This window comes from Bradyrhizobium sp. SZCCHNS30572 (assembly GCF_032484415.1).
Classification (GTDB): domain Bacteria; phylum Pseudomonadota; class Alphaproteobacteria; order Rhizobiales; family Xanthobacteraceae; genus Bradyrhizobium.
Window position 1 is genome coordinate 32,877 of sequence record NZ_JAUESY010000002.1, and the last position, 14,541, is coordinate 47,417.

Annotated in this window: 15 protein-coding genes; 12 read left to right on the forward strand and 3 right to left on the reverse strand. The window is 66.6% G+C overall.

Annotation, left to right across the window (positions count from 1 at the left end):
* Positions 1-3: 3 nt before the first annotated feature.
* Both QX048_RS05075 and QX048_RS05080 read left to right on the forward strand, forming a co-directional pair.
* Entirely contained in the window at positions 4-1,242 is a 1,239-nt protein-coding gene (locus QX048_RS05075; protein WP_315827301.1) for an FAD-binding oxidoreductase, read from the forward strand.
* A 233-nt stretch (positions 1,243-1,475) separates the two neighbouring features.
* Positions 1,476-1,850, forward strand: a complete 375-nt coding sequence (locus tag QX048_RS05080; RefSeq protein WP_315718356.1) for a hypothetical protein — start codon at positions 1,476-1,478, stop codon at positions 1,848-1,850.
* 56 nt (positions 1,851-1,906) lie between these two features.
* Here the strand turns inward: QX048_RS05080 and QX048_RS05085 are convergent, their stop codons facing one another.
* Positions 1,907-3,100, reverse strand: coding sequence for a polysaccharide deacetylase family protein (locus tag QX048_RS05085; protein ID WP_315718357.1), 1,194 nt, complete (start codon positions 3,098-3,100; stop codon positions 1,907-1,909).
* A 240-nt stretch (positions 3,101-3,340) separates the two neighbouring features.
* Entirely contained in the window at positions 3,341-4,177 is an 837-nt protein-coding gene (locus QX048_RS05090) for a polysaccharide deacetylase family protein (protein WP_315753006.1), read from the reverse strand.
* 110 nt (positions 4,178-4,287) lie between these two features.
* Between QX048_RS05090 and mgtE the strand changes: the two genes are divergently transcribed.
* The 8 genes from mgtE (at position 4,288) to QX048_RS05130 (ending at position 10,987) form a co-directional block, all read left to right on the forward strand.
* On the forward strand, positions 4,288-5,706 hold the full coding sequence (mgtE, locus tag QX048_RS05095; RefSeq protein ID WP_315718359.1) for a magnesium transporter: 1,419 nt from the start codon (positions 4,288-4,290) through the stop codon (positions 5,704-5,706).
* 81 nt (positions 5,707-5,787) lie between these two features.
* A complete protein-coding gene (locus QX048_RS05100; RefSeq protein ID WP_315718360.1) occupies positions 5,788-6,063 on the forward strand; it encodes a helix-turn-helix domain-containing protein in 276 nt (91 codons plus the stop codon).
* Between the two features lie 76 nt (positions 6,064-6,139).
* Positions 6,140-6,958: an aldo/keto reductase gene (locus tag QX048_RS05105; RefSeq protein WP_315827279.1), complete on the forward strand. Its 819-nt coding sequence runs from the start codon at positions 6,140-6,142 to the stop codon at positions 6,956-6,958.
* A 147-nt stretch (positions 6,959-7,105) separates the two neighbouring features.
* The gene (locus QX048_RS05110) at positions 7,106-7,978 is read left to right on the forward strand and encodes a hypothetical protein (protein ID WP_315827278.1); all 873 of its coding nucleotides are present in this window, start codon (positions 7,106-7,108) and stop codon (positions 7,976-7,978) included.
* A gap of 163 nt (positions 7,979-8,141) precedes the next feature.
* Complete coding sequence (locus QX048_RS05115; protein ID WP_315718363.1) at positions 8,142-8,801, forward strand: glutathione S-transferase family protein; 660 nt, start codon at positions 8,142-8,144, stop codon at positions 8,799-8,801.
* Positions 8,802-9,040: 239 nt separating this feature from the next.
* Positions 9,041-9,232, forward strand: a complete 192-nt coding sequence (locus tag QX048_RS05120) for a hypothetical protein (protein WP_315718364.1) — start codon at positions 9,041-9,043, stop codon at positions 9,230-9,232.
* Positions 9,233-9,530: 298 nt separating this feature from the next.
* Complete coding sequence (locus tag QX048_RS05125; protein ID WP_315827277.1) at positions 9,531-10,523, forward strand: hypothetical protein; 993 nt, start codon at positions 9,531-9,533, stop codon at positions 10,521-10,523.
* 23 nt (positions 10,524-10,546) lie between these two features.
* Positions 10,547-10,987: a DUF1489 domain-containing protein gene (locus QX048_RS05130; RefSeq protein WP_315718366.1), complete on the forward strand. Its 441-nt coding sequence runs from the start codon at positions 10,547-10,549 to the stop codon at positions 10,985-10,987.
* Positions 10,988-11,097: 110 nt separating this feature from the next.
* Here QX048_RS05130 and panC read toward each other — a convergent pair whose 3' ends face one another.
* Positions 11,098-11,949 (reverse strand): pantoate--beta-alanine ligase, encoded by an 852-nt coding sequence (gene panC, locus QX048_RS05135; protein WP_315753003.1) that lies wholly within the window; start codon positions 11,947-11,949, stop codon positions 11,098-11,100.
* A 262-nt stretch (positions 11,950-12,211) separates the two neighbouring features.
* On the opposite strand from panC, the gene QX048_RS05140 reads away from it, so the two are divergent.
* Both QX048_RS05140 and QX048_RS05145 read left to right on the forward strand, forming a co-directional pair.
* Positions 12,212-13,135 carry a division plane positioning ATPase MipZ gene (locus tag QX048_RS05140; protein ID WP_315718368.1) on the forward strand — a complete coding sequence of 308 codons (924 nt, stop codon included), beginning with the start codon at positions 12,212-12,214 and terminating at the stop codon, positions 13,133-13,135.
* Positions 13,136-13,548: 413 nt separating this feature from the next.
* A complete protein-coding gene (locus QX048_RS05145; RefSeq protein ID WP_315718369.1) occupies positions 13,549-14,436 on the forward strand; it encodes an alpha/beta fold hydrolase in 888 nt (295 codons plus the stop codon).
* Positions 14,437-14,541 lie beyond the last annotated feature (105 nt).

Below are 14,541 nucleotides of genomic sequence, written 5' to 3' on the forward strand. Positions count from 1 at the left end.
ATGATGCAAAGCGCGATCGTTCTCGGTGGCGGCATGGTCGGCGTCGGCACGGCGCTGCACCTGCAGAGCCGTGGCTGGTCAGTGGCGCTGGTCGACCGCAGGGAGCCTGGACGCGAGACCAGCTACGGCAATGCCGGCATCATCCAGAGCGAGGCCGTCAGGCCCTACGCGATGCCCTATGATATCGCCGGCGTGCTCGACATCGCGCTCGCGCGCACCAACGACGTGCACTACAGCCTCGCGGCGCTGCCCTATCACGTGCGGCCGCTGCTGCAATACTGGTGGAATTCGTTCCCGGCGCGCCACGAGGTGCTGACGCGCACCTATGCGCAACTGATCGCGCGCGCCGCGCCCGAGCACGAGCCGCTGATCCTCGCGGCCGGGGCCGGCAACCTCGTGCGCCGCGACGGCTTTCGCGTGCTGCACCGGACGCAGGCGCAGTTCGACAAGGAGGCGAGGGAGGCCGAAGCCGTCGGCAAGGCGTTCGGCGTCAAGTTCAAGCTGCTCAGCGCCCAGCAGCTCAAGCAGGCCGAGCCCGCGCTGATCGACAGCGGCATCGGCGGCCTGCACTGGCAGGAGCCGTGGACCGTGTCGGATCCCGGCAGCCTGGTCGCCTCCTATGCCGAGCTGTTCACGCGCCGCGGCGGCAAGCTGCTGCGCGGCGATGCGACCACGCTGGCGCAGGCGGGCAGCGGCTGGGCCGTCACCACCGCGGAGGGACGCATCGAGGCCGAGGCCGTGGTGGTCGCGCTCGGGCCGTGGTCGCCGGAGTTCCTGACGCGGTTCGGCTACGACATCCCGATGGTGCGCAAGCGCGGCTATCACCGTCACTACACCGGCGGCGCGCCGCTCGATTTGCCGCTGCGCGATGCGGCGCGCGGCTATCTGATGAACCCGATGGCGCTCGGCGTGCGCATCACGACCGGTGCCGAGCTGTCATCCCCGAATGCGAAATCGACCCCGGTTCAGCTCGGCAAGGCCGAGGCTGCCGCGCGCCAGCTCATCGATCTCGGCAAGCCGGTCGAGCCCGAGCCGTGGATCGGCACGCGGCCGTGCATGCCCGACATGCTGCCGGTCGTCGGCCAGGCGGCGCGTCACAAGGGCATGTGGCTGCATTTCGGCCACGGCCACCAGGGCTTCACGCTGGGGCCTGCGACGGGACGCATCCTCGCCGAGCTGATGAGCGGCGAAGCGCCGAGCGTCGACGTCGCCGCCTGCGCACCGGCGCGATTCGGCGCATAGCTGCGAGAGCTGCTGCCGCCCTGCAATTGCAGGCTGCAGCTCCGCTCTCCGGGCAGTCCCTTGTTTACCAAGCGGGCCTGTTCTGGGCCGTTCTGGCGCTGCAAAATTTCCACTTCACGAATTCGCAAGCCCGCTCTCCTAGGGTGACGCCGGTTGGACCAGGACGCGGGGGCGAAACGCGTTTCGTGAGTTCTGTCGTCGGCCAGTGATCCGAACATCATGTGGGGGAGCAGATGAACTTCACGGGCCTCATGTACCGCTTCATCTCGAATTTCGTATTTCTCGCGGCCGTCTATCTCAGCCTGAACTACGTCGAGAAGTATCAGAACCGCGCCGTCCTGGCGCTGGTGGTGCTGATCTATGCCGGCATGCGCGCCGTCACGGTGGTGCGCACCTTCCACTTCTTCGGACGGATCGAGAAGATGGAGTCGGACGTTCGCCGTCTGGCCGGCATGCTGGGCGACGGGCCGGTGGGGCAGGTGGTCTCTAGGCAGGTGGTGTCCGACGTCGGATCGCTGCGCAAGGACGGCGAGAAGAAGTCCTACATGGACCTGTTCTTCCTGGCGGCCACCGTCATCCTCTGCGTCAGCAAGCTGGTCTCGAGCTGATCGCGCGCGGCGCGGGCGAATTGTCCCGCGTCCTCACCTGCAACATCTGCGAATGTTCAGCGCCGCCTGAGGCTGGCGAGGCGCACCGGGCGCGGCGCCGGCTTGGCGGCCACAGCCTTCGGGGCCGGGCTCTCGAGCCGGGCCAGCTGGCGCCGCTGCGCCGACAGCGGCGCGACAGGCGGCCATGCGAACAGATCGGACGCCGGCGCTGCCAAGGCCGGCGCCGCAAGCCGCGGCGCGAGCGGCGGACGCGGCCATGCAGGCTTCTGCACGACACGCGCGACGGCCGCCGGCACGTTGAGAATCCCGAAATCGTCCAGCCTGGCCCGGGCCCCGGTATCGGCGCCAGCGAGATCGACGGGCGCGATCTTGGGCCAATGCGCCACCGGGGTCTCGTCCGACGGGCGGTGCACCAGCCAGTCCTCGGGCTCGGTCGGCGTCGCCGGCCGGTCCGGTGTCGCCGCCACGACGTGGACGATGCGGTAGTTCTTGGCCTTGAGCTCGGCGAGGATCTTCGGCAGCGCCGTGGCGGTGCGCGCATGGATGTCGTGCAGCAGCAGGATGCCCTTGCCGCGCGCCTCCAGCCGCTTCATCGCGAGCTCGTAGACCTTGGCGCCGGAGATGTTGCGCCAGTCGTCGGCGAGGAAATCGGCGCTCCAGACCTGCAGGCCGAGCGAGGCGGCGTAGCTCTCCACGGCGTCGCCGCGCAGCAGGCCGGGCACGCGGAAGAATGGCGACAGCGCCGACGGATCGGTGAGCGCCGCTGTCGTCCAGGCGATCCCCTGGTCGACCTCGGGCTTGACCTGGTCGAGCGTCATCTTGTTGAAGCTCAGCGGATGGTTCTGGCTGTGGGTGCCGATGGTGTGGCCGGCGGCCGCAAGCTTCCTCACGCCCTCGGGATCGGCCTTGGCCTGGCGGCCGATGGTGAAGAACGTCGCCTTGACGCATTGATCGGCAAGGATCTGCAGCACCTGATTGCTGTATTTCGGCAGCGGGCCGTCGTCGAAGGTGATGACGACCTCGTGATCTTTCAGCGGCAGCGTCTCCTTGTACTGCATCGCGCCGATGCGCGGATGCTCGCGCGGATCGACCACCAGGACGCGCGACGTGCCGAGCGCGTTGGGATGTCCGGGGCAATCGGCTGCCGATGCCGCCGATGATCCGACACTGGAGGCGAAGCAGGCGACGGTGCCCAACAGCACTGCGAGCCATGTTGGCCGTCCGACGCAAGCCCACCGACGATCACGCATCACGCTGCTCACATTCCCTTCACCGTCCCGACGCCTTCGGCCAGGGTCTTCGACGCTCGATGATGTGTCGCAGCCGCGCGGAAGGCGCAAGCGACCGCCAAGACATAGCAGGGATGTTCGGCTGTCGCGAGATGACATCGTTCCGGGTTCCGGTTTGCGCGCGGCTGTTGCCGGATTGCAAGCGGCAGAAATCGCCGCGATCACGGCCGTCGAGCGTAGACAGCTGCCCTGAACGACGGATTAACCACCTTCGTGCGGCGGCGTCGGCGCAGGTGAAGGGCGCTCGCTATGCTGCTCGTGATGCACATCCGCCGGCTGCTTCGGAACCACATGGACCACGCGATAGCCGTGGTTCTTCAGGTAGCGCAGGAACGCGGGCAACATGGCGACCGTGCGCGGCTGAGGATCGTGCAGCAGGATGATGCCCTTGCGCGCCTGGCTCAGCCGGGCGGTCAGCAGCTTCAGCGTCTGCTGCGGTGACATCGGGTTCCAGTCGCTGGCCCAGAGATCGGCCCCGAACACGACGATGCCGCGCGACTGCAGCAGGTCGAGCGTCGCCGGTGTCGATTCGAAATAGGGGAAGCGGAAGAATGGCGTCGACGGCGTGGTCGTCTCCGCGCCGTTGAGCGCCTTCTCGTCGGCGGCGATGCCGCGATCGATCTCATCGACGGCCTGTTCCGGCGTGATGTGCGCGAGATTCGCATGCGTGAAGCTGTGATGGCCTATGGTGTGGCCTTCGGCCGCGATCTTCCGCACCCACGCGGCGCGGCGCGACGCAGGCTCGCCGACCAGGAAGAAGGTCGCGCGCACGCATTCCCTGGCGAGCGCGGCCAGCACCTTGTCGGTCATCGGCGGCGACGGGCCGTCGTCGAAGGTCAGAACCACTTCGCCGTCATGCAGCGGCAGCGTGTCCGGGAAGCTCTTCAGTCCGACGCGCGGATGTGTCGCGGCGTCGACGGTGAGAATGCGCGACGTGCCGAGCGTACCTTCGCGCGGGCATGCGGCAGGCGCGGCCGCGGTGACGTCAGCCGCGAGCAGCGCCGCCACGACGCCGGCCGCGTTTACCCATCCTGTCATCGATCGCCAAGGCCGCATCTTTTCCCGTTGCGCTCGCTGTTGCCGATTATGTAATGCGTGAAAGCACAAATCAGACCATTTGCTCTGAAATCAAGCGCGTGAGGCACGTCATGAACGAGACATCGGACGTTGCCCATGCTGATGCAACTCTACGCGATCGTGCGCCGATGCGCACGGAATCCGGCGAGATTCGCGCCGAATTCATCGCGGCCATCACGGCGGCCATCGCCGCCGAGGACGAGGCGTTCCTGCGCGCCGAGGTCGCCGAGCTGCACGAGGCCGACCTCGGCGACCTGATCGCGGCGCTCGCACCGGACGACCGTGTCCGGCTGGTCGAGCTGACCGGCACCGATTTCGACTTCTCCGCGCTGAACGAGGTCGACGACGCGGTCCGCGAGGAGATCCTCGAGGAGCTCGAGCCCGCGACCGTCGCCGAGGGCGTGCGCGAGCTCGAATCCGATGACGCCGTCGAGCTGTTGGAAAGCCTCGACGAGGAGGACAAGGAGGAGATCCTCGAACGCCTGCCGCCGTCCGAGCGCGACGCGCTCGCGCGCAGCCTCGACTATCCCGAGGGCTCGGCCGGCCGCCGCATGCAGAGGGAGTTCATCGCGGTTCCGCTGGGTTGGACGGTCGGCGAGGCCATCGACTACATGCGCGAGACGCGGGATCTGCCCGAGCGGTTCTACGAGATCTATGCGGTCGACGACGCTCGGCATTGGCAGGGTGCGGTGTCGCTCGATACGCTGCTGCGCGCCCGCCGTCCGGTTCCGCTGGCCGATCTGATCGACGAGGACCGCCGTCGCGTCACCGTCACCGACGATCTGGCCGAGGTGGCGCGGCTGTTCGGCAAGTACAATCTGGTCGCGGCCCCCGTGGTCGATGCCGAGAACCGGCTGGCCGGCGTCATCACCATCGACGACGTGGTCGATGTCATCGAGGAGGAGGCCGACGAGGATTTCAAGGCGCTCGGCGGCGTGTCGGGCGACGAGGAACTGTCCGACAGCGTCTGGACCATCGCCAAGGGCCGCTTCAACTGGCTGCTGATCAATCTCGCCACCGCGTTCCTGGCGTCATCGGTGCTCGGCCTGTTCGAGGACCAGTTGCAGCAGATGGTGGCGCTCGCCGTGCTCGCGCCGATCGTCGCCAGTCAGGGCGGCAATGCCGCGACCCAGACCATGACGGTGGCGGTGCGCGCGCTGGCGACGCGGGAGCTCGGGGCGAACAATGCGATGCGGGTGGTGATGCGCGAGGGGCTGGTCGGGCTCGTCAATGGCCTGGCCTTTGCGCTCGTCACTGGCATCGCCGCCGTGGCGTGGTTCAAGATGCCCGGGCTCGGCATCGTCATCGGGCTTGCAATGATCTCGAATCTCGTCGCGGGTGCGCTGGGCGGCATTCTGATCCCGATGGTGCTCGAACGGGTCCGCGCCGACCCCGCCGTCGCCTCCGGAACCTTCGTCACGACGGTGACCGATGTGGTCGGTTTCTTCTCGTTTCTCGGCATCGCCACGCTCTGGTTCGGCCTGAAATAACCCCGGCGCCTGAACGACTTATATCGTTAATCCGGCCTTAACGTGGTTCGGCGAGACTGTTGCTCGACACGGAGTCGGACGATGCAACGCTTGCGGCTGAAGGCAGATGGACGGATCGTGGAGCTGCGCGACGGGGAGGAGATTCCGCTGGCGCCCGCGGCTCCGCTCGAAGTGCGCGATCTCAGGCGGCGGGTGCATCTGACCCAACAGGAATTCGCCGCCAAGCTCGGTGTGCCCGTCGAGACCATCCGCAATTGGGAGCAGGGCAAGCGCATGCCGCGCGGCCCGGCGCGCGCGCTGCTCACCGTCATCGCGCACGCGCCCGAGACGGTGTTCGCGGCTTTAGCCAAGACTTAAGCCCACCACGGGTCGTGCGTTGGCAACGCCCAGCGTGTGCCTACATAATGTTGCACGCGCGCTGGAGTGCACGGCCATGCTGATGATCGAGGCCAATGGTGCCAGGATTCCCGCCTTGGGTCTCGGAACCTGGGAGCTGCGTGGCCGCACCTGCAGCCGCATCGTCGAGCAGGCGCTCACTCTCGGCTACCGGCACATCGACACCGCGCAGGTCTATGAGAACGAGCACGAGGTCGGCGAGGGCCTGCGTGCGTCCCGCGTCCGGCGCAACGAGGTGTTCCTGACGACCAAGGTGTGGACCACGCATTTTGCGCCGCACGATCTCGAGCGCTCGGCCAAAGAGAGCCTGGTCCGGCTGCGCGTCTCCGAGGTCGACCTGTTGCTGCTGCACTGGCCCAATCCGCACGTGCCGCTGACCGAGACGCTCGGCGCGCTGGCCCATGCCAAGACGCTCGGGCTCGCACGCCATATCGGCGTGTCCAATTTCACGGTCGGTCTGCTCGACGAGGCAGTGGCGGCATCGCCGGAGCCGCTGGTGTGCAATCAGGTCGAGTATCATCCCTATCTCGATCAGACCAAGGTCCGCGAGGCCTGCGCGCGCCATGGCATCGCGCTCGTCGCCTACAGCCCGATCGCCAAGGGCAAGATCAAGAACGATCCGACCTTGACGCGGATCGGCCGCGCCCATGGCAAGAGCCCGGCGCAGATCTGCCTGCGCTGGCTGGTGCAGCAGAACGTCGTGGCGATCCCGCGGACCTCCAAGGTCGAACGGCTGTCCGAGAACCTCGACGTGTTCGATTTCGAGCTCTCGGAGCAGGACATGGCCGACATCTTCGCGATGGGCAGCCCCGAAGGACGGATGACCAACTTCGCCTTTGCGCCGAAATGGGATTGAGGGCGGCGCCCGCGCATTTGTGCTACAGCCTGACATGACAGGGAGCGGCCGGCGGGCCGCACGACGGCGGCTGCCGCATTCCCTGCCGATGATCAGAGCGATGGCGCACCGCGCGCCTTCGCTCATGCGCGGGCGTAGTGAAGCAGCATGGAACGTTGGCAGTTCATCCGTTGGGGCATCGCCGCGTCCGTGCTCGCGCATCTCCTGATCGCCGGTGGGGTCGTGGTCTCGACCTCGGTCCGGCCTTACGAGCTGCCCAAGAGCGACGAGATCGAGGTCAACATCGTCGACGCTGACGAGCCGCAGAAGACGCCCGAGCCCATCGCCACGCCATCGCCATCCCCGACGCCGGATCTGGTGCTGCCGCAGCCGGACCCGAGCGCCTTGCCCGCGACCGCCGCACCGCCACCGCCCAGTCCCCCGCAGGACGCCAGGGAGACCCCCAATCCTCCGATGCAGCCTGCGCCGGCGGCAAAACAGCCGGCGCAGGCTGCATCGCCCAAGGCGGTGAAGACGGCCGCAAAGGCGGAGAGCAAATCCGCCGTCAGGCCGGCGCCGCCGCCCGTGCCGGCACCCGCGCCGACCTATGTGCCTCCCGAACCGGATCTCACGGTGAAGTATGGGGTCATGCTCGGTCTCCCCGAGCCGCTGTCACCGTTGCCGCGTCCCGGCGGCCCGGAGGACGGCAAGGACGCCGGACCGACCGCGACGACGAACCTCGCCGCCAATCTGGAAGCGGCCCTGCGGCAGAAGGTCAGGAGCTGCGCGCGGCTGCCGGCGTCGCTGTCGCTGTCGGACAACGTGCTCATCAGGCTGCGCTTCGGCATGACACCGGATGGACGGCTGGCGACGGAGCCGGAGGTGATAGAGGTCGTCGCAGCCTCCAAGGCGATCCAGCTCAAGGAGAGCGCGGTCCAGGCGTTGAATGCCTGCCAGCCCTACGCGATGTTGCCTCCCGATCGCTACAACGAGTGGAAGGTGATCGAGATGTCGTTCACGCCGCAGGATTTCGCCCGCTGATCTGCCCTGCGGCCGGCGACGGCACGGGGGCGGGCGCGTGGTCTGGGGCGTAGCGCTTGTGTGTCGACGCAACGGCCGATCATCCTGTATGCGTCGCCCATAGCATGAGCGTCGACGGCGCGGCTGCGCGGGCCGTCCACGCCCAACACGGAGACGGTGCGACATGACGCTGAAGCTGGTGATCGGCAACAAGAACTATTCCTCATGGTCGATGCGGCCGTGGCTGGCGCTGCGCGGCTGCGACATCGCCTTCGATGAGATCGTGATCCCGCTCTACACCGCCGATCCCGCCGACAAGGCGCGCATCCTTGAGCATTCCCCGGCCGGCAAGGTGCCGATCCTGATCGATGGCGCGATCAGCGTGTGGGATTCGCTCGCGATCATCGAATATCTCGCCGAGCGCTTCCCGCAGGCGGGGCTGTGGCCCGCCGATGCCGCTGCGCGCGCCCATGCCCGATCCGTCTGCGCGGAGATGCACTCCGGCTTTCCGGCCTTGCGCAACGAATGCCCGATGAACCTGCACCGGCCGGTGCGGCCGGTGGAGCTGTCTGCCGATGCCAGGGCCAACATCGCCCGGATCGAGGACATCTGGCGCGACTGCCGTGCCCGCTACAGCCATGGCGGGCCGTTCCTGTTCGGCCGCTTCGGCGCCGCCGACGCCATGTTCGCGCCGGTGGTCACGCGCTTCCACAGTTTCGCCATTCCGGTCGCCGCCGAAACCCGCGCCTACATGGACATGATGATGGCGATGCCGGCCTTCGCGGCCTGGGTGAAGGACGGCCTGGCGGAGGACTGGGTCATCGAGCGGGTCGAGAACATCTGAGCGGTCTCGTCCGTTCGCGATTTGGTCCGTGGTGGACGAGCGAACCCCGACCCGCTCGTCCAAGAATACCGTTTGCGGGTCCATCCCGTTGAAGACTCTCGCAATCTCCGCGTTTGCCATGTCGTGAGGTCGCTGGTCAGGGCGGGCGGCGGCGTGATATAAGCGCGATATTTATAAAGACACGCCGGCCCGGGCAGCGGGACCAGGGGCTCTTGCCGGCATGCGAGCAGGAGAGGGCGTTGAAACACAAGTTCCCCATTGGGGCGACCGTCTATTTCACCGCGAGCAACGTCTCGCGTCCGGCCGCCACAGGCACCTACGAGATCATCCGCCAGCTTCCGACGGAAGACGACGACTGCCAGTATCGGATCAAAAGCTCGACGGAAGCCTTCGAGCGGGTTGCCAGAGAGAGCCAATTGGCCTTGTCTTGAAGATGACGTGCCGCGTCGGCGGACGCGGCCGCCGGAGACATGGCCGAAGCGAGAGGGGGAGTTGCCACGCGTTCGGGAGCCGTGGCGCGAGGTGATGACGATTGCTGCGCGATCCCTTTGGGGATAGCGGGTAGCTCCACACCATCCGGCGCCCGCAGGCGTATGGAATCGTCTTATTGTCTTGGTGGGGCCGCAATCGATCGGGTGATCATTTGAATTTGATGATCGTTTCACGGCCGTCCCATGTAGGGACGCCATCGGGGCCGTTTTCGCTGGCCCGCGTCAGGAACAAGCGCGCATGAACTCGACCTGGCCTTCCTCGTTGGATCAGCTCTTGAACTCACCGGCGTTCCCGATGTGGCTCACCGTTGCCGCGGCGGGTTTCTTTGCACTGGTCGTGCTGATGACGCTGCTCAGGGCCGAGAAATCGGTCGCCAACGGCGCGCTGACGGTGATCACGCTGCTGGCGGTCGGGATTGCGGTGGCGTCGATGATGCGGAGCCAGGATGCGACCCCGCGTGGCGCCAATGGCGATCCTGCGGTGACCGCCTCCGTCGGCCTCTCGGCACCCGCCCTGGCCTGCGTGGATGATCTCGCCGGCGATCTGGTGCTCGCGAATTGCGAGAAGAGCCTGTTCGGATCGGCCGAGATGACCGCCGCGGCCGTCAGTTATGCGGCGGGCATGCTGAGCCGGCTGTCCCAGGTGGGCGACGTCGCCAGCGCCAACAAGGTGATGACCGCGGAGCTGCTGGCGCTGCGCCGCGCCGTCGAGCGCGATCGTTATGGCCTGATGGCCTATGTGCTGCTGACACGCGACCGCTGCACGCCGAGCGATTGCGTGATGTTCCGTGCCGTGGGTGATCGCCAGCAACTGATGAACAACATGGAAGGGCGGACCTATGAGGGGCTGGTGACGCGCTACGCCTCGCAGTGGAATGCGGCGCCGGGCCAACCGGCCGCTGGGACCTTTGCGGGATTGGCGCCTCCAGGGCTGGCGCCGTCGGCGCCGAACGGCAAGCCGACGACCGCCGAATTTCCCAGCTCGGCGAACACCCCGCCGGTCAGCATCATGAATCCCGAGCCGACGGCCTCGACGCGCTCGGTCGCCCCGGCAGCCGCCGCGCCGAAACCGCCGACGCAGCTTGCGCCGCCCGCAGCCCCACCGACCGTGGCTGCCAGCCACGCCCAGGCGCCGCCGGCGGCCAAGAAGGCCGCGCCGAAGCCGAAGCCGGCCGCTGCGGCGCCTCAAGCGGCGCCTGAGGCCGCCGAGCCGGCCGCCAACAACGAATAGATCCCGCTGGTCGAACCGCCATCATGCCTCTGCACCTGATCAAGCTCGCCGTCGGCTGCGAGTCCGTGAAAGAGCTGAAGGAGTGGATCGCCGAGCGCATGCTCGCGGCCAAGAAGAAGGGCCTGCCGCAGCAGCACGTCCATGTCACGCGGATGACGCCGAAACGGGTCGAGGACATCCTCGCCGGCGGCTCGCTGTATTGGGTGATTCGCGGTGAGGTCGCCGCGCGCGAGAAGATCGTCGGCATCGAGCCGTTCCGCGACGGCGACGGCATCGGGCGGTGCCGCATCATCATGCAGCCGAAGGTGATCGCGGTGTCGCCGCGGCCGATGCGTCCGTTCCAGGGCTGGCGCTATCTGACCGCCGAGGATGCGCCGGCCGATCTCGGAAAGTCCGGTGCGGCGGGCGTCGAAGCCATGCCCGAGCCGCTGCGCCGCGAGCTGCGCGATCTCGGCCTGCTGTAGGACTTCGATGAGCCGGTGGTGTTGCGCGTGAGCATCTCACGCGCGGCGGCCTCTGCCTTGCGGGCGAGGGCGCGCTCACGGTGTTGGCGGACGGCTGGTCTCCCGGCGGCTCACGCGGCGATATTGTCGATCAGTCGCGTGGTTCCGATCTTGGCCGCGACCAGGATGCGTTTCGGTCCTGACTCGTTCGGGGCGATGGGCGCCAGCGTCTCGGCGTGGCGGACCTCGAGATAGTCCAAGGCAAAGCCGGCTTCGGTGATCGCGGCGGCGCCATCCCCAATGGCCGCCTGCATGTCGTCGCCGGCGCGCAGCCGGGCCGCCAGCTCCTTCAGGACACGGTGCAGCGTCGGCGCCGCCCGCCGCTCGTCTGCCGTGAGGTAGACATTGCGCGACGACATCGCGAGTCCGTCGCGTTCGCGCACCGTACGGGATCCGACGACACGGACGCCGAGATCGAGGTCGCGCGCCATCTGGGCGACGACGCGGAGCTGCTGATAGTCCTTCTCGCCGAAGATCGCGACGTCCGGCCGGCATTGCGTGAACAGCTTGGCGACCACGGTCGCGACCCCGCCGAAGAAATGCGGACGGAAGCGATCCTCCAGCCCGGCCAATGCCGCGCCCTCCGGCACGATCCGCGTCGCGAAGCCGTCCGGATACATCGCCTTCGCGTCGGGATGCCAGATCAGATCGACGCGCTCGGCCGCGAGTTTCGCAACATCCTCCTTCCAGGTCCGGGGGTAGGACCCGAAATCCTCCGTCGGCGCGAACTGAGTCGGGTTGACGAAGATCGAGACGACCACCTTGTCGGCGCGGCGCTTCGCCAGCCGGACCAGCGAGATGTGCCCTTCATGCAGGGCGCCCATGGTCGGCACGAGCGCGATGCTGGCTTTTCTCGCGCGCAAGCTGTCGAGCTCGCGGCGGAGGGCGGAAACGGTGCGGGCGACGCGCGGGCTTCGTGACATTTTTGCTCGATCTCACAGCGAAAAATTGCGGTTGCACTGTTCGGCCTTGACGCTCGGGCGACTGCCCTTAACAAGAACGCGACACGCCGCTCAGCATACTTGAATACGCCTGTTAGCACGTCTCCGCGTCCGATGCGGAGTTGGTAAACGCGCGCGTCAAGTAGTAGCGGAGGATGCGTCCCCCGTGGGATTCACGATGACGATGCATTTCACTTGACCGCAGACGACCGTGACTCGAAGATGATCGTAAGAGGTCGACAACATGCTGGTGCAAACTAGCCAAGGACAATCGGGCTCGGCCCACGTGGTTGTGCTTGGAAACGAGAAGGGCGGGTCGGGCAAGTCGACCACCGCCCTGCACATTGCCGTGGCACTCCTGAAGGCCGGCCAGCGTGTCGCCACGATCGATCTCGATTGCCGCCAGCAGAGCTTCACCCATTACATCAACAACCGGAGCGCCTGGGCGCGCCGCACCGGCCTGCGCCTCGAACTGCCGACGCACTACTGCATCCAGCTCGGCCGGACGTTGCAGATCGACGAGAACGAGAACACCGAGTTCCAGCAGTTCATGGAGGCCGTGAGCGCCGTCGAACGCTCGTTCGATTTCATCGTCATCGATACGCCCGGCAACGACAGCTACCTGATGCGCCTGGCGCATTCGATGGCGGATACGCTGGTCACGCCGATCAACGACAGCTTCCTCGACTTCGACGTGCTGGGAACGGTCGATCCCGCGACATATGCCGTGACCGGCGAGAGCCACTATGCGGAGATGGTGCGTGACGTCCGGCGCAAGCGCCGCCAGGTGGACGGTGCGATGACCGACTGGATCGTGGTCCGCAACCGGCTGTCGATGCTCGGCTCCCGCAACAAGCAACTGGTCGCCGACGGCCTCAAGGACCTGTCGCTGCGGCTCGGCTTTCGCGCCATCGACGGCTTTGCCGAACGCGTCGTCTACCGTGAGTTCTTCCCGCGCGGACTGACCGCGCTCGACGACATCGACGAGGCGACCCTGGGCACCCGCCCCAATCTCGGCCACGTCACGGCCCGGGAGGAGGTCACCAGCCTGCTGCGCCAGCTCAAGCTGCCGCTGGACGAGCGCGGCCGCCGCCGCGCCGCGAACCGCGCCGAATGGTTCGCCCAGGTCGACAAGCCACTCGACCTGCACGACATCATCAGCGCCTGAATACCGTCCGCACTCGGGCGAGACCTCGCCTGAGACATTGTGCGCGTTGAACGTGCGCCCGGCTTGGTTAAACAATCTGCGGACAGCGGTGGCGGGTAACGGCGCGTCCGGCCTGTTTTGGGGGCGGACAGAGGAAGATTTGTCTCAGGTCAACGCCGCAGCCGCCAATTTCGCTAGATTACCGTCAAATTCATGACTGATTTGAACCTGACGTTCAGGGCTCAAGTCGCAAGAGACGGGCGGCGGAACCCAGCTATGCTGCACAGCAACTAGGTGCGACGCACAACGAACGGGCGACGGATACACAACATTTGGTCTTCCTGTCACAGCGCCGTTACATATATTAAACAGAACGGGTCGCGAGAGTCTTACAGGTTCAAAACTACCTTTGATTGTGCTCCCGAGGGACGAACATGAAGCGTGGAATAACCGTTCTTGTGTCTGTCAGCGTGCTGGCGGCGGTCGGCTACTTCACCGCGAGCAAGTGGGCTATCCGGCACGAGACCATCAGGTTCTATGACGCCTCGCGCGACAACCGGCTGGTCGAGGTCGCCGTGGCCGTCCGGCGCGACAAGGAGATGCAGGCCGAAGCCGGCATGATCAAGCTGCCGGTCGCGATCCTCAATCACGGCAACACCGTCAAGTTCACCGAGTACTCGTTCCTGGCCAACGTATTTGCTGCGCGCGGCTACATGGCGGTCAGCATCCAGCACGACCTGCCGACCGATGCGCCGATGGTGACGAAGGTCGGCGAGCCCTATGTCGGCCGGCTGCCGCAGATCCAGCGCGGTGTCGCCAACATCCGGTTCGCCGTCGAGCAGATGCACCAGGTGCAGCCGAATGCCGACTATGATCATCTGACGATGGTTGGTCATTCGATGGGCGGCGACATCTCGATGTATTTCGCCAAGCAGTATCCCGAAGACGTCCGGAAGGTCGTCACGCTCGACAACCTCCGCGTCCCGTTCGTCACCGACGGCAAGTTCAAGATCCTGTCGTTCCGCTCGAAGGACCCGCAATTCAAGACCGATCCCGGCGTGATCCCGAGCGACGACATCTGCGAGAAGGAAGGCATCACCGTCGTCAAGACGGACTTCCAGCACAACGACATGCGCGACACCGGACCTGACGACGCCAAGTCGTCGATCCAGGCCATGCTGGACAAGTTCCTCGCCGATAGCGACAGCACCAGCGACATCGGGCCGGTCGAGACCAAGACCCCGTTGCTCGATCCGGGTCCCGTCGCGCCTTATGCGCCGGTTGGCAAGACCGCGACGCCGGCCAAGCCGCTGACGCATTGAGCGCGCAAGCCGCCGGGGCGCGCGCCAGCCTCGCCTGATCCTTGCCTGCCACGTCGGCGGGCAGATGCGTTGCCGTTGTTGAAGCCGTCCGTCCGCCTGCCCACA

Coding starts and splice junctions, on each gene's coding strand:
- QX048_RS05075 (WP_315827301.1), top strand. CDS start 4: ATGCAAAGCGCGATCGTTCTCGGTGGCGGCATGGTCGGCGTCGGCACG.
- QX048_RS05080 (WP_315718356.1), top strand. CDS start 1,476: ATGAACTTCACGGGCCTCATGTACCGCTTCATCTCGAATTTCGTATTT.
- QX048_RS05085 (WP_315718357.1), bottom strand. CDS start 3,100: ATGCGTGATCGTCGGTGGGCTTGCGTCGGACGGCCAACATGGCTCGCA.
- QX048_RS05090 (WP_315753006.1), bottom strand. CDS start 4,177: ATGACAGGATGGGTAAACGCGGCCGGCGTCGTGGCGGCGCTGCTCGCG.
- mgtE (WP_315718359.1), top strand. CDS start 4,288: ATGAACGAGACATCGGACGTTGCCCATGCTGATGCAACTCTACGCGAT.
- QX048_RS05100 (WP_315718360.1), top strand. CDS start 5,788: ATGCAACGCTTGCGGCTGAAGGCAGATGGACGGATCGTGGAGCTGCGC.
- QX048_RS05105 (WP_315827279.1), top strand. CDS start 6,140: ATGCTGATGATCGAGGCCAATGGTGCCAGGATTCCCGCCTTGGGTCTC.
- QX048_RS05110 (WP_315827278.1), top strand. CDS start 7,106: ATGGAACGTTGGCAGTTCATCCGTTGGGGCATCGCCGCGTCCGTGCTC.
- QX048_RS05115 (WP_315718363.1), top strand. CDS start 8,142: ATGACGCTGAAGCTGGTGATCGGCAACAAGAACTATTCCTCATGGTCG.
- QX048_RS05125 (WP_315827277.1), top strand. CDS start 9,531: ATGAACTCGACCTGGCCTTCCTCGTTGGATCAGCTCTTGAACTCACCG.
- QX048_RS05130 (WP_315718366.1), top strand. CDS start 10,547: ATGCCTCTGCACCTGATCAAGCTCGCCGTCGGCTGCGAGTCCGTGAAA.
- panC (WP_315753003.1), bottom strand. CDS start 11,949: ATGTCACGAAGCCCGCGCGTCGCCCGCACCGTTTCCGCCCTCCGCCGC.
- QX048_RS05140 (WP_315718368.1), top strand. CDS start 12,212: ATGCTGGTGCAAACTAGCCAAGGACAATCGGGCTCGGCCCACGTGGTT.
- QX048_RS05145 (WP_315718369.1), top strand. CDS start 13,549: ATGAAGCGTGGAATAACCGTTCTTGTGTCTGTCAGCGTGCTGGCGGCG.